Source organism: Burkholderia seminalis (genome assembly GCF_001718535.1).
Lineage (GTDB): Bacteria > Pseudomonadota > Gammaproteobacteria > Burkholderiales > Burkholderiaceae > Burkholderia > Burkholderia seminalis.
Map to the genome: position 1 here is coordinate 38,366 of NZ_CP013399.1, position 17,578 is coordinate 55,943.

Below are 17,578 nucleotides of genomic sequence, written 5' to 3' on the forward strand. Positions count from 1 at the left end.
ATGGATGCTTAGAATTCAACCCACTCGACACGGAAGCGGAGGCGGTGCGATGGAAATCAAGCGTTATGGCGCGGGGGAACGGATGAGCCAGCTCGTGGTCGCGGGCGGCTTCGCGTTCATTGCCGGACAGGTGGCCGACGACACCGCGCTCGACGTCGCCGGCCAGACCCGCCAGATCCTCGACAAGATCGACCGGCTGCTCGATGGCGCGGGGCTCGACAAGCGCAGGATCGTGTCCGCGAGCATCTGGCTTGCCGATCACCGGAGCTTTGCCGACATGAACCGGGTCTGGGATGCGTGGGTGCCGCAGGGCGACGCGCCGGCGCGCGCCTGCGTGGAGTCGGCGCTCGCGTTTCCCGAATACACGGTCGAAATCGCGGCGATCGCCGCGTGCTAGCGGGGGACGCGCGATGAAGACGGTCGTGCTCGGAGGCGGCATCGTCGGTGTGACGACCGCGTACTTTCTCGCGAAGGCCGGCGACGAGGTCGTGGTGGTCGACCGGCGCGACGGCGTCGCGCTCGAGACGAGCTTCGCGAACGCGGGACTGATCGCGCCGGGGCATTCCTATACGTGGGCCTCCCCGCGCGCGCCGAAGATCCTGCTCAAGTCGCTGTTTTCGGACGGGCAGGCGTTGCGCCTGAAGTGGTCGCCGGACTGGCGGATGTGGGCGTGGTGTCGTCTGTTCCTGCGGAACTGCACGGCGGAGCGCTCGCGCAGGAACACGTCGATCAAGGTGCGGCTGTGCCGCTACGCGCAGCAGCAGCTGCAGTCCGCGACGCGCGACGAGGTGCTCGCGTACGACCGGATCAGCAGCGGCTTGCTGTATCTGTACCGCGATCCCGCATCGTTCGAGCGCGGCATCGTGAACATGCGAATTCTGTCCGAGAACGGCTTGCCGCTCGAGACGCTCGATTCGCGCGCGGTGATCGAGCGCGAGCCCGCGCTTGCCGGCGCAACGGATGCGATCGCCGGTGCGATCTACTGTCCGTCCGACGAGAGCGGCGATGCGCACTTGTTCACCCGGGCGCTCGCCGAACGCTGCCGCGCGCTCGGTGTCGAGTTCCGTTTCGGCACCACGATCGACGGCATGCGCGCGAGCGCGGACGCGGTGGACTACGTGCAGACGTCGCAGGGCCGCGTGAGCGGCGACCGCTACGTGCTTGCGCTCGGCGCGTACTCGCCGTTCGTCGCGCGCGGGCTCGGCTACCGCTTGCCGATCTATCCGGTGAAAGGCTATTCGGTCACGCTGCCGATCGATGCACGCCACGAACCGCCGACGCTCGGCGGCGTCGAGGAAAACCAGCTCGTCGCATGGGCGCGGTTCGGCGACCGGCTGCGCCTGACCGCGACGGCCGAATTCAGCGGCTACGACACGACCCACACGCCCGCGGACTTCGCGCACATGCTGGCGACCGCGCGGGCGCTGTTTCCGAACGGCGCCGACTACACGAAGCCGTCGTACTGGGCCGGATTGCGGCCGATGACGCCGGAGGGCACGCCGATCATCGGTGCGACCCGCCATCGCAATCTCTTTCTCAACACCGGGCACGGCCACATGGGCTGGACGATGTCGTGCGGTACCGCGAAAATCGTCGCCGACCTGATCCACGGCCGGCAGCCCGACATCGACATTACCGGGATGACACTCCAGTGAGCGAACTTCTTACGACCCCCATGCAGCAGGATGCCGGTTCGTACGCGCGCTTCGGCTTCTCGCTCGATGCGGGCATCGCGCGCCGCGCGGCGATCGGGCTCGTCGTGCTCGCGACCGACCATACGATCGAATACGAATGGCGGCGCGTGCTCGCGCTCGACGGCGTCGCGTTCTACGAGAGCCGGATCGCGAACTCCGCCGACATCACCGCGGAGACGCTCGCGCGGATGGACGGCGGGATCGCGGCTGCCGTCGAGCTGATTCGCCCCGGCGAGCGCCTCGACGTGGTCGCGTTCGGCTGCACGTCCGCGTCGACGGTGCTCGGCGAGGAGCGCGTGTTCGAGCGGATCCGCGAAGCGCGGCCGGGCGTCGCGTGCACGACGCCAATCACCGCGGCACGGGTCGCGCTGGGCGCGCTGGGCGCGCGCGGCGTCGCGCTGCTCACGCCGTACGAGCGCTCGATCAACGAAGCCATGGCCGCCTACCTGCGCGCACGTGGCGTCGACGTCGTCAGGGCGGGCTCGTTCGAGCATCGCGACGACAACGAGGTGGCGCGGATCGACCGCGGGTCGATCGAGCGCGCGGTGCTCGCGCTGGCCGCCGATCCGGCGGTGGACGCGGTGTTCGTGTCGTGCACGAGCCTCCGGCTCGTCGACGCGCTCGCGGAGATCGAGGCGCGCGCCGGCAAGCCGGTCCTGTCGAGCAATCACGCGCTTGCGTGGCATGCGCTGCGGCTCGCGGGCGTCGACGATCCGGTGCCGGGTTTCGGGCGCCTGTTGATGCAATGACGGTGGCCGCAGCACCCGAGGCGCCCGCAGGCCGGTTCATGGCCGATAATGACGGTCGCCGACAGACGAAGGAGGAGGCGAAATGGCAGCGAATTCCGTGCTTGGCGGCCGCGAGACACTGGCGCCGAAACGCGCGGGCCTGACGGTCAACGAGATTTACGAGCAGTTGAAGCAGATGGCCGTGCTGTACAAGATCCGGCCGGGCGAGCGGGTCAACGAGCTTGAACTGGCGGAGCGGTTCGACGTCAGCCGCACGCCGATCCGGGAAGCACTGAACCGTCTCGTCGCGGAGAACCTGCTGGTCTTCGTGCCGAATCGCGGATTCTTCATCCGCCAACTGGAAGGGAAAGACGTGTTCGATCTCTTTGAGCTGAGGCGTTCGATCGAGTCGACCGCGGTGATGCTCGCATGCGAGCGGGCGTCCGACAACGACATCAAGACCCTGCGCCGCTTCTGGCGGCAGGTGATGAAGAGCGCATCGCGGATGCCGTCGTCGGAGCTCGTACTGAAGGACGAACTGTTTCACCTGGAGCTTGCCGCGCTGTCGGGCAATGCGGAGATCGGACGCGTGCTGCAGGGCATCAACGCGCGGATTCACTACGTGCGGTGGGTCGACGTCGATCAGCGGCGCGACGAGGCCTTCACCGAGCACCTGGAGATCCTGGACGCGCTCGCCGCGCGCGACACGGAACGTTGCGTTGCATTGACCGACACGCACATCCGCTGGCGGATGGAGGAAATCACGCGGGTCGTGGAAGCGAGCGTCGTCAAGCTGTACGCGAAATAACGGGCGGCCCGCGATGCACGCGTGCATCGCGAGGCCGTACCGACGAGACGCAAGGCAAAGGAGGACGGGCCGCCCGCAACCCGGTGCGGCGCATCGCCACGCTTTCGTTACGAGGTGCCGTCATGAAACATGGCACGCTGGTCACGTTGTACAAGCCGTCCGCGGCGCAGATCGATCATTTGCTGGGCTTGCCCGCGTACAGTCCGGCCGTCGTTGCCGTCGACAACTCGCCGGTCGTCGATCGCGAACTGCACGCGCGGCTCGCCGCGCACGGCGTCGACGTGGTTGCGAACCACAACCGCGGCGGGATCGCCGGCGCGTTCAACGCCGGCGTGGAGTTTCTGATCCGCCGCGGTTGCGACGTCTTCTTCATCTTCGACCAGGATTCGACCGTGCCCGCCGACTATTTCGAGCGGATGCTCGCGGGGTGCGCGACGATCGGGGATACGCGCTTTCTGGTCGGGCCGCGGATCTTCAACCGCAACTTCCGGCGCAACCTGCCGCTCTTCACCGTGGGCCGCTGGTCCGCGCGGATCACGCCGATCGGCGACGGCGCGCACGGCTTGCTGCCGTGCTCGGTGATCATCTCGTCCGGCACCGCGATTTCGCTCGACGCCTATCGCGCCCTCGGGCGGTTTCGCGAGGATTTCTTCATCGACCATGTCGATGCCGAGTACTGCATGCGTGCGCAGGCGAACGGCGTACCGGTGCGCGTGAACGCGGACGTGTCGCTGCCGCACGAACTCGGCAGTCCATCGGCCCGGCAGCACTGGCCGCGCGTCGAGATCTTCGACCAGAGCGCACTGCGCCATTACTACGCGGCCCGCAATTGCATCCTGGTCGCCCGCGACTACTGGCGCCGCTATCCGGCCATGCTGCTGATCAACCTGATCACGCTGAAGCACGTGGCGTTCATCCTGCTGCATGCCCGCGACAAGCGAACCAAGCTGCACGCGATTCTGTGCGGCGTGACGGACGGGCTGCGCGGCCGGTACGGCAGGGTCTGAATCAACGTATGACGACGTGCGAAATATCGTTTCATCATTTATGTAATCCTAAATAATAGAGGCGGACAAGATGATTCACGACACGCAGGCCACTCGCCGCTATACGGGCGCGTTTTCCGTCGCGCCGACCATTTTCACCGAATCGGGCGAACTGGACCTGGAAGGGCAGATGCGTTGCGTCGACTTCATCATCGACGCGGGCGCCGACGGGCTGTGCATCCTCGCGAACTACTCGGAGCAGTTCTCGCTGTCCGACGACGAACGCGAGCGGCTCACAGGGATGATCCTCGAGCACGTCGCGGGGCGGGTGCCCGTGATCGTGACCACGACCCACTTCAATCCGGTGATCTGCGCGGCACGCAGCCGGCGCGCACAGGCGGCCGGTGCGGCGATGGTGATGATCATGCCGCCGTATCACGGCGCGACGATCCGCTGCGGCGAGGCGGCGATCGGCGCGTTCTTCTCGGAGGTTTCCGACGCGATCGACATTCCGATCATGTACCAGGACGCGCCGATGAGCGGCACGCAGGTATCGGCGGCGTTCCTCGCGCGGCTCGCGCGCACGATTCCGAACCTGCGCTATTTCAAGATCGAGGTGCCGCAGTCGGCGGCGAAGCTGCGCGAGCTGATCGCGCTCGGCGGCGACGCGATCGAGGGGCCGTGGGACGGCGAGGAGGCGATCACGCTGCTCGCCGATCTCGACGCGGGCGCGACCGGCAGCATCCTCGGCGGCGGGTATCCGGACGGCCTGCAGCCGATACTGGCCGCCTATCGCGCCGGCCGTCGCGACGAGGCGGTGGCCGGCTACGAGAAGTGGCTGCCGCTCATCAACTATGAAAACCGCCAGGCCGGGCTGCTCGCCTGCAAGGCGCTGATGAAGGCGGGCGGCGTGATCGCGTCGGACGCGCCGCGGCGCCCGCTGGTGCCGCTGCACCCGCAGACGCGCGCGGGCCTCGTGGAGATCGCGCGGCGGCTCGACGCGTGCGTGCTGCGCTGGGCGCGCTGACGCGCCTGCCTGTTTCCTTTTCCCCTGCGAGGAATGTCCCGATGAGCATGCCCACGATACGACACATCCGCGCGCTGACGGTGCGCGGCGGCGGCGCCGACTACCACGACCAGGGCGCGGACCACTGGATCGACGATCACATCGCGACGCCGATGGCGCGTTACCCCGAATACCGGCAGAGCCGGCAGTCGTTCGGCATCAACGTGCTCGGCACGCTCGTGATCGAGATCGAGGCGAGCGACGGCACGGTGGGTTTCGCGGTGACGACGGGGGGCGAGATCGGCGCGTTCATCGTCGAGCGCCATCTGGCGCGTTTCATCGAAGGTCAGCGCGTGACCGACATCGAGAAGATGTGGGATCAGATGTTCCACGCGACGCTCTATTACGGACGCAAGGGCGTGGTGCTGAACGCGATCTCCGGCGTCGACCTCGCGTTGTGGGACTTGCTCGGCAAGGTGCGCGGCGAGCCGGTGCACCAGTTGCTCGGCGGCAAGGTGCGCGACGAACTGCAGTTCTACGCGACCGGCGCGCGGCCGGACCTCGCGAAGGAGATGGGGTTCATCGGCGGCAAGCTGCCGCTGCATCATGGTCCGGCGGAGGGCGACGACGGCTTGCGCCGCAACCTCGATGAACTGGCCACGATGCGCGAGCGCGTCGGCGCCGATTTCTGGTTGATGCTCGACTGCTGGATGAGCCTCGACGTGCGCTATGCAACCCGGCTCGCGCACGAGGCGCACGCCTACGGGCTCAAGTGGATCGAGGAGTGCCTGCCGCCCGACGACTACTGGGGTTATGCGCAATTGCGCCGCGCGGCGCCGCCCGATCTGCTCGTGACGACGGGCGAGCACGAGGCGACGCGCTGGGGCTTCCGCATGTTGCTCGAGATGGGCTGCTGCGACATCATCCAGCCCGACGTCGGCTGGTGCGGCGGAATGACGGAACTCGTCCGCATTTCGGCCCTCGCCGACGCGCATGGCGTGCTGGTGGTGCCGCACGGCTCGTCGGTCTACAGCTATCACTTCGTGACGACGCGGCACAACAGCCCGTTCGCGGAATTCCTGATGATGGCGCCGCAGGCGGATCGCGTCGTGCCGATGTTCGATCCGCTGCTGCTCGACGAACCGGTGCCGAGCGGCGGACGGATGAAGGTGCCGGACACGCCCGGGTTCGGTGTGCGGCTCAATCCGGCCGTGCGCACCGAACGGCCCTACACGCACTGAGCCGCCGTGATGAAACTGCTCGAGAACAAGGTGGTCGTCGTCACCGGCGGCTCGCGCGGCATCGGCCGGGCGATCGCGCTTGCATGCGCGCGGCATGGCGCCGACGTCGTCGTCAATTACTGGGCCAACCCGCTGCTGCCGGCGCAGTCGGATCACGCGCTCGACGCGCTGATCGACGAGATCGGGGCGACCGGCCGGCGCGCGCTCGCGGTGCCGGGCGACATCGCGCGGCCGGACACCGCGGACGAACTGGTCGAGCGGGCCGTCGATGCGTTCGGCCGGATCGACGTGCTGGCGAGCAATGCGGGGATCTGCCCGTTCCACGCGTTCCTCGACCTGCCCGCCGACCTGCTGCGACGCACGATGGAGGTCAACCTGCACGGCGCGTTCCACGTGACCCAGGCGGTCGCGCGCCAAATGGCCAGGCAAGGCGACGGCGGCGCGATCGTCGCGACCAGTTCGATCAGCGCGCTGGTCGGCGGCGGCATGCAGACGCACTACACGCCGACGAAGGCCGGCGTGCATGCGCTGATGCAGTCGTGCGCGGTCGCGCTCGGCCCGCACCGGATCCGCTGCAATTCCGTGCTGCCGGGCACGATCCGCACCGAGATCAACGAAGCGGATCTCGCGGCGCCCGGCAAGGCCGAGTACTTCGAGCAGCGGATTCCGCTCGGCCGCCTCGGCGAGCCCGACGACGTCGCGGACTGCGTGGTGTTCCTCGCGTCGGACCTGGCACGCTACGTCAACGGCGCGGCGCTGCTCGTCGACGGCGGCCTGTACGTGAACCTGCAATGAAGGGGGCGGACATGGAGACGATCGCGTTCAGGATGCGGCTGCATCGCGGGCGCAAGGACGAGTATCGGCGGCGCCACGACGCGATCTGGCCGGCGCTCGCCGACGCGCTGCGCGCGGCCGGCATCGCGGACTACTGGATTTTCCTCGACGACGAAACGGATTGCCTGTTCGCCGTCCTGAAACGCCCGGCCGCGCACCGGATGGCCGAGCTCGCGCAGGCCGACGTGATGCGCCGGTGGTGGGCGTACATGGCCGACCTGATGGCGACGGACGAGGACGGGCGGCCGCTCGAAAAACCGCTGGAACCGATGTTCCATCTCGCGTGACCGTCAGGAGGCGCCATGCAGGTCGTCGATCCACATGTGCATTTCTGGGATGCCGATGCGTTGAGCTACGGCTGGCTCGACCGCGCGCAGCCGGCGTTCTCCGGGCCGGTGGCCGCGCTGCCGCGCGCCTATGGCCCGGCCGACCTGCGCGCGGACGCGGGCGGGATCGATGTCCTGAAAGTCGTGCACGTCGAGGCGATCCATGACGCGTGGACCACGCCGAGCGAGGTCGAATGGCTGCAGGCGCTCGCGGATGCGCCGGCGAGCGGCGGCATGCCCGAGGGCATCGTCGCGGGCGTCGACCTGTCGCGTGCCGACGCGCCCGCGCGGCTCGAGGCGGCCGCCGCCTGCGCGAACGTGCGCGGTATTCGTCAGGTGCTGAACCGTCACGCGAACCCCTGGTACAACTACGTCGACCGGGACTATCTCGACGATCCCGGCTGGCGCGCGCATTTCGGGTGGCTCGCCCGGCTCGGGCTGTCGTTCGACCTGCAGCTCTATCCGTCCCAGGTCGAGGCCGCGCTGGCCCTGGTCGACGCGCATCCGGACACGGTCTTCATCGTCAATCACGCGGGCATGTTCGTCGACCGCGACAGCGTGCACGGCTATCGCGCGTGGCGTACCGGGCTGCACGGGCTCGCCCGCCGCGAGAACGTCGTGCTCAAGCTGAGCGGGCTTGCGATGTTCGATCACCGGTGGACGGTCGAGAGCTTCCGGCCCTATGTGCTCGAGGGCATCGACGCGTTCGGCGCCGCGCGATGCATGTTCGCGTCGAATTTTCCGATCGACCGGCTGCATGCCGGCTATCCGGCGCTCTGGCGAGCGTATGCGGACATCGTCGCCGGCGCGAGCGATGCGGAACGGCAGGCGCTGTTCATCGGCAATGCGGAACGGATCTATCGCCTCTGACCACTCGCCGCATGCATGGCGCCGCCCGTTGCGGCGCGCTTGACGCAAGTCAAGCCCGCCGGCCGCCCCGCCCGCGAAGATGAACCGCCATCATCGGCGGGGAGGGGCGTCGTGGAGCACCATGCGGAGGGGTTGCGGGGCGGGCGCTGGTCGCTGCCGGCGCCGGGCTGGCGGGATCTCGCCGCGATGCTGATCGTCGTCGGGTTCCTGTTGCTGGCCGGCCTCTCGGCGCACCAGATGGCCGGCCCGCCGGCGGTGGCGCCTCCCCCGGCCATTTCGCTGTCGCCCGCGGCGCTGCCCGGCTACGCGCTGCGCACCGTCGCGCGCATGTTCGCGGCACTGCTCGCGTCGATCGTCTTCACGTTCGTCTATGCGACCGCCGCGGCGCGCAGCCGCCGCGCCGAGCGCGTGCTGATCCCGCTGCTCGACGTGCTGCAGTCGGTGCCGATCCTCGGCTACCTGTCGTTTACCGTGCCGTTCTTCCTGGCGCTGTTTCCGGGGCGGATGCTCGGCGCCGAGTGCGCGGCGATCTTCGCGATCTTCACCAGCCAGGCGTGGAACATGACGTTCAGCTTCTACCAGGCGTTGCGCACGGTGCCGCTCGATCTGGACGAGGCCAGCCGCAGCTTCCGGCTGTCGGCATGGCAGCGCTTCTGGCGCCTCGACGTGCCGTTCGCGATGCCGGGGCTCGTCTGGAACGCGATGATGTCGATGTCGGGCGGCTGGTTTTTCGTGGTCGCGGCCGAGGCGATCGCGGTCGGCAGCCGGCGCGTCGACCTGCCGGGCGTCGGCGCCTTCGTCGCGCAGGCGATCGCGAATCGCGACCTCGCGGCCGTGGGTTGGGCGATCGTCGCGATGAGCGTCACGATCGCCCTGTACGACCAGTTGTTGTTCAGGCCGCTGGTCGCGTGGTCGGAGCGGTTCCGTTATGGCGATGCGTCGCCCACGGTCGCGTCGCGCAGCTGGATGCTCGACCTGTTCCACCGATCGCCATGGATCGCCCGTGGGGTCGGCCCGGTCCGGGCGGTGTTGCGCCGGGTGGCGCGCGCGCGGCTGCGCGGGTTCGTGCCGGCATGGCGCGCCCGGATCGCGCTGCCGCGCCACGCGGGCGACGTGCTCGGGTTTGCACTGTGCGGGGCGGGATGCGTGTATGCGGCGGTCGAACTGTACCGGCACGGACGTGCGACGCTCACGTGGACGGACCTGCGTGTCGTCGCGAGCGAAGGCGCGCTGACGTTCGTGCGCGTGACCGTGCTGGTCACGATCGCGTCGGCGATCTGGGTGCCGGCCGGCATCGCGATCGGTCTGCGGCCGCGCGTGGCCGCCCGCATCCAGCCGGTCACGCAGTTCCTCGCCGCGTTTCCGGCCAACCTGCTGTTTCCGGTCGCGGTGTTCGCGATCGTGCACCTGCGGCTCGAACCCCGCATCTGGCTGTGCCCGCTGATGATATTGGGCGCGCAATGGTATGTCCTGTTCAACGTGATCGCCGGGGCGAGCGCGTTCCCGGCCGACCTGCGCGAAGCGGCCGCGTGCTTTCGGGTACGGCCGGCGACCTGGTGGCGACACGTGATGCTGCCCGGCGTCCTGCCGTACTTCGTGACGGGCGCGATTACCGCGTCGGGCGGCGCATGGAACGCGAGCATCGTCGCCGAGGCCGTGAGTTGGGGCAGCACGCGCCTGGATGCAGGCGGACTCGGCGCCTATATCGCGCGGATGACCGACGCCGGTGACTATCCGCGTATCGCGCTCGGCGTCGCCGCGATGTCGCTGCTCGTGATCGCGACCAACCGGGTCGTGTGGCGCCCGATGGTCGCGTTCGCGGAACGCCGCACGCGGCTCGATTGAGCCCTCAACCGATCCTTTACGCACGGGAGACGCGGGTGCCGAACCTCAGCGAAGACACCGAACGGAACGTCATGCACGCGGCGGCGCCGCCGCCCGACCCGGCGGCGGTCGTGCTCGAGATGCGGGCCGTATCCCGATCGTTCACGGAGCCGTCCGGCGAGCCGCGGCACGTGCTGGCCGACATCGACCTCGCGCTGCACACGGGCGAGATCCTGGGGCTGCTGGGCCGCTCCGGTTCGGGCAAATCCACGCTGTTGAGGATCGCCGGCGGGCTCGTCAGACCCTCGTCCGGGACGGTGACGTATCGCGGTGCGCCGCTCGCCGGTCCGACCGACGGCATCGCGGTGGTATTCCAGACCTTCGCGCTGTATCCGTGGCTGACCGTCATCGAAAACGTCGAGCTCGGCCTCGACGCGCTGGGTCTTGCGCCGGGCGATGCCCGCGCCCGCGCGGCCGCCGCGATCGAGCTGATCGGGCTCGACGGGTTCGAATCGGCGTTTCCCCGCGAACTGTCGGGCGGCATGCGTCAGCGGGTCGGTTTCGCCCGCGCGCTCGTCAGCGAACCCGTGCTGCTGTTGATGGACGAACCGTTCTCCGCGCTCGACGTGCTGACCGCCGAAACGCTGCGCACCGACTTTCTCGACCTGTGGGATGCGCACCAGCTGTCGACGCGGTCGGTGTTGATGGTGACGCACAACATCGAGGAAGCCGTGCTCATGTGCGATCGCATCCTGGTGCTCGGCGGCGGCCCGGCGCACGTCGAGGCGACGCTGAACGTGCCGCTGCCGCGCCCGCGCAGCCGGCACGATCCGGCCGTGCAGGCGATCGTCGGCAAGATCTATGCGGCGCTGACGGCACGCATCGCCGATGCGACGGCCGACCGCGCAGCGACGGGCGGTGCGCTGGCCATGAAACTGCCTAACGTGTCGAGTCACCACCTCGCCGGATTCGTCGAGACGCTCGCGGCCGCGCCGTACGACGGGCATGCGGAACTCGGCACGATTGCAGCGGCGCTCGCGCTCCGGGTCGACGCGCTCCATTCGACGGCGGCCGCGCTCCATCTGCTCGCGTTCGCCGAATGGCGCGACCGGACCATCCGGCTGAGCGCCGCGGGCCAGGTGTTCGCGCAAAGCGACGACGATGCGCGGCGGCGCCTGTTTCGCGAGCACGTCGTCCGGTTCGTGCCGCTCGCCGAGCATATCGACGAAGTGCTCGGCGAACGCGAGGGGCGTCGCGCGCCGCGCGAGCGTTTCGAACTCGAACTGGAGGATCGTCTCGATCCGCGCAGCGCGGACCAGGCGCTGCGGGTCGTGACCGACTGGGGCCGTTACGCGGGACTGTTCGACTACGACGACCACACCCGCACGTTCGGCCGCTGACCGTCACGGCGATGGGGCGGCCCGGCCGTGTGCCGGCGGGATTCGCCCCGCGCGCCTACGCGCGCAGTGCGGCGAGCAGCGGCGACCAGAACGCGCGGCTGCCATATGCGGCGGCGTCGCGGTCGGTATCGAAGCGGACGGCGATCGCCGCTTCGGCTTCGGTCAGCGGATCGGCCTGCTCGATCTGCCGGGCCAGCACGGCGGTGTCGGCATCGGAGGCATCGTGCCCGCGTGCCGCCCGGGCAGCGACACGCACGGCAAGCGTTGCCGGGCTCGCGGTGAAATCCAGTATCGCGACGCGCACGCCGAGCCGTGCGGCGAGCGCGATGAACGCTGCCCGGTGGCACCCGCGCAGGAACGTGGCGTCGACGATCGCCGTGTAGCCGCTGTCGAGCACTACGCGAGCCGTCGAAAGCAGTCCGTCGTAGATCTCGTCGATCGCCGTGTCCGAATACGCATTCGAGGGCAGGCGGGTGCCGGCCGAGGCGCCGGCCACGCGCTTGCGTGTGTCGTCGCTGGACAACCGGATCGCGCCGAGCCGCTCGGCCAGTGCGCGGCTGGCCAGCGATTTGCCCGAGCCGGACAGCCCGTGACACAGGAGCAAAACCGGTTGCGCATCGCGTCGTGCGTCGGCCATTGCCGACGCCGTGCGCAGATAGCGCTCGCGCGCCGCTTCGTCGCCGCGCAGCCGGGCGGTCAGCGCGCGCACCAGCGCACGGTAGACGAAGTAGCACGGCAGCACGCCCAGTGCCGCGGGGTCGCCCGTGCGTGCCAGCCAGCCGGAAAGGAGGCGCCGGGCGCAATCCTCGCGTCCGTGGGCGGAGAAATCCATCAGCGCGAACGCGAGATCGCTCGCCACGTCGATCCAGCGCAGCGCGTCGTCGAATTCGATGCAGTCGAACATCAGGATCCGGTTCCGCCAGCGCACGATGTTGTCGAGATGCAGATCCCCGTGGCACGCGCGCACGAAACCGCGCGATTGCCGAGCGGCGAGCAGCGGCGCGATGCGGATCAGCTCGGCGTCGTACCAGGCGCGCAGCGCGGCTTCGTCCGGCACCGTGACGTCGAGCGTGTCGAGCAAGGGGCGGCACTGGGCCGCGACGCCGGCGGCGCTACCGGGATGGCCGCGCGGCGCACGGCGCGGCGCATGCAGATGGTGGCGGGCCAGCGTATCGGCGAGGGCGTCCGCATCCGCGAGACCGTCGTCGTGCGATGCGCTGCGAGCCGACAACATCGCGTGCGCGTCGAAACGGCGCATGCGTACCACGTATTCGCCCGGCACCGTCCGCTGCCGGCGCCCGCCGGTCGGCACCGGTGCCCCGAACGCGCAGCGCCGGCCGTGCGCGAGGAGCGGCCAGACACCCAGGTACAACGGGCCGGCAAACGGCCGGTTGAGCGTGCATTCCGCGAGCGCGCAGCGGCGCCGCCGCGCCGGCCGCACGAGATCCACGAAGGCGAAGCGCACCGGCTTGATGCGCTTGTACGCATAGCGCCCGGCCAGATAAACGACGGACAGATGGGTTTCGATCCGCTCGATCCGGCCCGCGGGGTGCGGATAGGTGGCAGGTCGGCGCATGGCGCGATCGAATTGCGTCGACTGTCGTCGCGTGTTTCCGCGACTCGGCACGAACGGGGGATGCGGCGCTCGGGACATGATGAACGAATGGGTTGTACGGGTGCGTCTGCGCGTTGCCGCACCCGGCGGGTTGGATTCGACCCGAGCCTGCGCGCTCCCGTCTGCCCGATGTCGCCGGACCGGCAGGCCGGGCATTGCCGACTCGATGAGCCGTATTGCAGCCGAGCGCGGCGCATTCCGGCTTGATGCCGGTCAAGCCGGAGGCGCGAAAGCGCGCTTGATGCAGGTCAACCGCGGCCGCCGACGCGGCGCATACAGTCGGCTGTGGCGCCTGCGTCAAGCGGCGCGCGACCATGTGCGGCATTCACGGCCTCATTCACGGCCCGAGAGGCATTGACGATGAAACGACGAGCGTTCGCGATGATCGTGCTGCTCGCGCTGGGCGCCTGCGCCGGCGCGGAGCGATCCGCGACATTCAGGACGATGGAAACACGACTGCTCGCGATGCGTCAGGCCGCATCGCTGCCGTGTTCGACACCGTCCGAATGCGACCGTGCGTGGAGCCGCACGCGGCGCTACGTCCAGGCGCATTCGTCGACCCGGATCACGCGATTCGGTGCGGACCGGATCCAGACGGCGCAACCGTATGCGGCGGGACAAGTCTATCTCTGGGCGTCGCGCGAGGAATCGGGCGGCGGCGGCGCGGTGATCCGGCTCAAGGCGATGTGCAAGGGCATGTACGACACCGACGGCGGCCCCGGCTGGCAATACGATGTGTGCGCGCGGAAGATCCTTGAAATCGAGCAGGGCTTCCGGCCTGATGAGAACCCGCCGAGCTAGCGTCGGATGCCGGCCGCTCGGGCCCGCATGCCGCGGCTGCCGCCAGTCTCCGCGCGTGCCGGTTTCATCGCGGCTTCAAAGCGTTGACCCCGGTCAACGCGCGCCGGCGGCGAGCGCCGATGATGGAAGCGAATCCGGACGCCGCTCGCGCGTCCGTTCCTCAGCGAGGCCCGCATGTACACGACGATCATGGTTGCGACGGATGGCAGTCCTACCGCGAATCAGGCGCTCGACGCAGGCCTGAGAATGGCCAAAGTATGCGGCGCCCGCCTGTTCGCCGTGTTCGTCGTCGACAAATCCGCGCTGCTCGCCTACCGCGGCCGCATCGAGCCGGAAGCCTTGCTCGACGAGATCCGGCGCCACGGCGCCGCGATCTTGCACGATGCCGACCGGACGATCGCGCGCGCGGCCGTCAACGGCGAGACGGACCTCGTCGAGACCGATTTCGGTCAGGACGTCGCGGAGCGCCTGCAGCGCTACGTCGTCGATCATTCGATCGATCTGGCCGTGGTCGGCACGCATGGCCGACGCGGTGTCCGGCGGCTGGTGCTCGGCAGCGTTGCCGAGCGCTTCCTCCGCGTATCGCGTTGCCCGGTCCTGCTCGTGCGCGGCGAGGATGCCGCGCACGCGACGGTCGCGGCGGCCTAGTACCGCCGTCGGCCCATGCGTTACCCGCCCAGGTGATCATCATGCAGATCTCGTTTCCTTCCGAACATCCGACGTATTGCGACCTCGATTCCGCACTGAGCTTTCCGGCGCTCGTCGAGGGCCGCCGCGTACGCTGCGCGATCACCGCGGCCGCGCTGGAAGATCATTTCCGCGCGGCATCCCCTCGCGAGCCGGACCTCGTCGACGCATTCGCACGCCATCGTCCCGCGATCGAGCGCGCCGCGCGCTGCCTGCTCGAGGAAATCGGCGGACGGCCGGTCCTGCTCCATAGCGGCCATTTCCGGTTCTGCACGTAATCGGCCGCCGCCCTTGACGCGCATCAAGCGCGTGCCGGGGCGCGGAGGTACGCTGGAATTCGAAAGATCATTCGTCCCACGCGCGGTATTTGGTGCCGCGCCGTCCGGTCTTCATCGCGGCCGCTGCTGTCGGGGCGAGCGCACCGGCTGCACGTCATCCCTATGAGGAGTGCGAATCATGAGCAACATGATGCGTTACGATCCGTTTTCGATCGAACCCGTGGCCGATCTGTTCCAGGGTCTGTTCAGGCCGCTGCGCGGCATGACGCTGGCCGACGAGCCCGATCTCGCATCGATGAAGATCGACGTCACGGAAAACGACAAGGCGTACACGGTGAACGCGGAGCTGCCCGGCGTCGCGAAGGACGACATCGACGTCCAGGTGACGGGCAACACCGTATCGATCCACGCGAAGATCGAGCGCAACAACGAGCAGAAGGACGGTGAGCGCGTGATCCGGCGCGAGCGCTACAGCGGTGCGATCAGCCGCTCGTTCTCGCTGTCCGGCGACATCGACGATGCGAACGCGAAGGCGACCTATCAGGATGGCGTGCTGTCGCTGACGCTGCCGAAGAAGGCGCCGGTCGGGCAGAAGAAACTCGCGATCAGCTGATCGGACGACGGGCAACGGGCGATGCGGGCACGCGTCGCCCATCGGGAGGATCCGGCGCGCGGAGCGATCCGCGCGCCGTCTGGCAGGCGCGGCCGCCGCCGTGCTCACGCATGCGAGGGCGCACTGCCGGTCCGATAGCCGACCGTCTGCGCGAGGATCGGCAACTCGTCCTCGTTCAGCCGCAGCGCGTCGGCGAGCGTGCGGTGATTGATCCAGCCGCGCACGACGGTGCCGAGGCCGGCCGCCGCGCAGTACAGCGAGACGTTCTGCGCGATGGCGCCGGCCGCGATTGCCGAAAACACGTCGCGTTGCTGGGGCGGCATGTCGAGTATCGCGGCCGTCCGGACGACGTAGACGAGATCCAGCGGCGCGCGGCCGACGAAGTCCTGATAGCCGGTCAGGTTGCGCGCATCGACGGCATGCTTGAGCACGAGCCGGTGCGCGGGCGCATCGTAACGATAGACGCCGCCAGGCAGCGCCACGTAGATGTCGATTTCGTTGAACGCGTGCGCGGACGGCGCGGTTCGGCCGCCGCTCGCCGGCCGGTTGATACCGTCCGCCGCCCACAACAGCGTGCCGAGCGTCACCGGCGGGAGCGGCGCGGCGGCGAATTCGCGGGAACTCATGCGGGTCGCGAGCGCGGCCATCAGCGGCACGTCGTTGTCGAGCATCGGGCGCGGCAGGTCGATGATCTCCGGCGAGTCGCCCTCGGGCGACGCCGGCCGCGCGGCGGGCGCCGGCGAATAGGCCAACAGGTGCGGTGCGGTCATGCGAGTCTCCTTGAAGCGTGATTGCGCGTGCCTGGAACCTCGCGCATCGGCGATCTCACGATAAGGCGGCTGGGCCGTATCGGCTTGATTTCCGTCAAGCAGCGCACCGGCCGGCCACGACTTGCGGCGTGCGGCATCCGTTGACCTGCATCAGCGATCGGGCGCCGCGCGTGTGCAACGCTGACGACGTGCGGCGGACAGGCGCGCCGCGGCTCACAGGAGAGCAGACGATGAAAACCGACAAGCAGTTGAAGCAGGATGTCCAGGACGAACTGGAGTCCGACCCGTCGATCGATTCGACCCGCATCGGCGTCGAGGTGGCCGACCGGATCGTGACGCTTTCGGGTCATCCGCCGAGCTACGCGGAGAAGCTGGCGATCGAGCGTGCGGCGAACCGCGTGGGCGGCGTCAAGGCGCTCGTCGTCGACATGACCGTGCATCTGCCGGACGACGACGTGCGCACCGACGAGGACATCGCGAAAGCGGTGCGTTCGGTGCTGCACTGGACGGTCGGGCTGCACGACGACGCGGTCAAGGTGCAGGTCGAGCGCGGCTGGATCACGTTGTCGGGCAGGGTCGACTGGGCGTACCAGAGCCACCTGGCCGTGCGCGCGATCTCGCAGATGCGCAGCGTGACGGGCGTGACCGACCACATCGCGGTGCAGGGCACGGTCGGTTCGGACGACATCGGCGGCAACATCAAGCGCGCGATCATGCGTCACGCGGAGCGTGAGGCGAAGCACATCGCGATCGACGTGCACGACGGTACCGTGCGGCTGTCCGGCAAGGTCGGCTCGTTTTCCGAACGCAAGGCCGTGCGGGGTGCCGCGTGGTCCGCGCGCGGCGTGCGTGCCGTCGTCGACGACCTGGTGGTCGAGTAAGTCCGGCAGGCGGACGGGCGGTCCACGGCGATCCGGCAGGGTCGCCGGATGACGCTTTCAGGTGCACTTCACGAAACGGGTGGAGCGGTTGCGATCGAGACGGTCGCGGCCGCAACGGGCGGCTTCCGCTGCCGGCCCCACGTCACGCTCGAATCACCGGACGGCATGTGCGGGCGGACGTTCGAGCACGCCCGGAAGCATGCGGGCAACCCTTCC

The 17,578-nt window shown here is 69.0% G+C and carries 19 protein-coding genes; 17 read left to right on the plus strand and 2 right to left on the minus strand.

Annotation, left to right across the window (positions count from 1 at the left end; translation table 11 throughout):
* Positions 1-49: 49 nt before the first annotated feature.
* From WJ12_RS16050 to WJ12_RS16105, 12 genes are all read left to right on the plus strand, one after another.
* A complete protein-coding gene (locus WJ12_RS16050; RefSeq protein ID WP_034192093.1) occupies positions 50-397 on the plus strand; it encodes a RidA family protein in 348 nt (115 codons plus the stop codon).
* Between the two features lie 13 nt (positions 398-410).
* Entirely contained in the window at positions 411-1,655 is a 1,245-nt protein-coding gene (locus WJ12_RS16055; protein ID WP_069245746.1) for a D-amino acid dehydrogenase, read from the plus strand.
* Between the two features lie 20 nt (positions 1,656-1,675).
* Entirely contained in the window at positions 1,676-2,443 is a 768-nt protein-coding gene (locus tag WJ12_RS16060) for a maleate cis-trans isomerase family protein (RefSeq protein ID WP_059560926.1), read from the plus strand.
* A gap of 82 nt (positions 2,444-2,525) precedes the next feature.
* Entirely contained in the window at positions 2,526-3,230 is a 705-nt protein-coding gene (locus WJ12_RS16065; protein ID WP_034192096.1) for a GntR family transcriptional regulator, read from the plus strand.
* Positions 3,231-3,352: 122 nt separating this feature from the next.
* Positions 3,353-4,237, plus strand: a complete 885-nt coding sequence (locus WJ12_RS16070) for a glycosyltransferase family 2 protein (RefSeq protein WP_034192097.1) — start codon at positions 3,353-3,355, stop codon at positions 4,235-4,237.
* A 70-nt stretch (positions 4,238-4,307) separates the two neighbouring features.
* On the plus strand, positions 4,308-5,243 hold the full coding sequence (locus WJ12_RS16075; protein ID WP_059560929.1) for a dihydrodipicolinate synthase family protein: 936 nt from the start codon (positions 4,308-4,310) through the stop codon (positions 5,241-5,243).
* 41 nt (positions 5,244-5,284) lie between these two features.
* Positions 5,285-6,463: an L-rhamnonate dehydratase gene (rhmD, locus tag WJ12_RS16080; protein WP_034192099.1), complete on the plus strand. Its 1,179-nt coding sequence runs from the start codon at positions 5,285-5,287 to the stop codon at positions 6,461-6,463.
* A 9-nt stretch (positions 6,464-6,472) separates the two neighbouring features.
* Positions 6,473-7,258, plus strand: a complete 786-nt coding sequence (locus WJ12_RS16085; protein ID WP_049032030.1) for an SDR family NAD(P)-dependent oxidoreductase — start codon at positions 6,473-6,475, stop codon at positions 7,256-7,258.
* 11 nt (positions 7,259-7,269) lie between these two features.
* Positions 7,270-7,584 (plus strand): L-rhamnose mutarotase, encoded by a 315-nt coding sequence (rhaM, locus tag WJ12_RS16090; protein ID WP_034192172.1) that lies wholly within the window; start codon positions 7,270-7,272, stop codon positions 7,582-7,584.
* 15 nt (positions 7,585-7,599) lie between these two features.
* The gene (locus WJ12_RS16095) at positions 7,600-8,493 is read left to right on the plus strand and encodes an amidohydrolase family protein (RefSeq protein WP_034192101.1); all 894 of its coding nucleotides are present in this window, start codon (positions 7,600-7,602) and stop codon (positions 8,491-8,493) included.
* Positions 8,494-8,604: 111 nt separating this feature from the next.
* On the plus strand, positions 8,605-10,338 hold the full coding sequence (locus tag WJ12_RS16100; protein ID WP_059560932.1) for an ABC transporter permease: 1,734 nt from the start codon (positions 8,605-8,607) through the stop codon (positions 10,336-10,338).
* A 71-nt stretch (positions 10,339-10,409) separates the two neighbouring features.
* Complete coding sequence (locus tag WJ12_RS16105; RefSeq protein WP_059561344.1) at positions 10,410-11,717, plus strand: ABC transporter ATP-binding protein; 1,308 nt, start codon at positions 10,410-10,412, stop codon at positions 11,715-11,717.
* Between the two features lie 55 nt (positions 11,718-11,772).
* Here WJ12_RS16105 and WJ12_RS16110 read toward each other — a convergent pair whose 3' ends face one another.
* Positions 11,773-13,371, minus strand: coding sequence for a bifunctional aminoglycoside phosphotransferase/ATP-binding protein (locus WJ12_RS16110; protein WP_059560935.1), 1,599 nt, complete (start codon positions 13,369-13,371; stop codon positions 11,773-11,775).
* 321 nt (positions 13,372-13,692) lie between these two features.
* Between WJ12_RS16110 and WJ12_RS16115 the strand changes: the two genes are divergently transcribed.
* From WJ12_RS16115 to WJ12_RS16130, 4 genes are all read left to right on the plus strand, one after another.
* The gene (locus tag WJ12_RS16115) at positions 13,693-14,133 is read left to right on the plus strand and encodes a hypothetical protein (protein WP_059561346.1); all 441 of its coding nucleotides are present in this window, start codon (positions 13,693-13,695) and stop codon (positions 14,131-14,133) included.
* Positions 14,134-14,307: 174 nt separating this feature from the next.
* Complete coding sequence (locus WJ12_RS16120) at positions 14,308-14,781, plus strand: universal stress protein (RefSeq protein ID WP_059560938.1); 474 nt, start codon at positions 14,308-14,310, stop codon at positions 14,779-14,781.
* Positions 14,782-14,822: 41 nt separating this feature from the next.
* On the plus strand, positions 14,823-15,098 hold the full coding sequence (locus WJ12_RS16125) for a DUF1488 family protein (RefSeq protein ID WP_059560941.1): 276 nt from the start codon (positions 14,823-14,825) through the stop codon (positions 15,096-15,098).
* Positions 15,099-15,276: 178 nt separating this feature from the next.
* On the plus strand, positions 15,277-15,711 hold the full coding sequence (locus WJ12_RS16130) for an Hsp20/alpha crystallin family protein (RefSeq protein WP_059560944.1): 435 nt from the start codon (positions 15,277-15,279) through the stop codon (positions 15,709-15,711).
* Between the two features lie 104 nt (positions 15,712-15,815).
* Here WJ12_RS16130 and WJ12_RS16135 read toward each other — a convergent pair whose 3' ends face one another.
* Positions 15,816-16,481 (minus strand): nitroreductase family protein, encoded by a 666-nt coding sequence (locus WJ12_RS16135; protein ID WP_034192106.1) that lies wholly within the window; start codon positions 16,479-16,481, stop codon positions 15,816-15,818.
* Positions 16,482-16,711: 230 nt separating this feature from the next.
* Here WJ12_RS16135 and WJ12_RS16140 point away from each other — a divergent pair, with 230 nt between their 5' ends.
* Entirely contained in the window at positions 16,712-17,362 is a 651-nt protein-coding gene (locus WJ12_RS16140; protein ID WP_034192176.1) for a BON domain-containing protein, read from the plus strand.
* Positions 17,363-17,578: the final 216 nt, after the last annotated feature.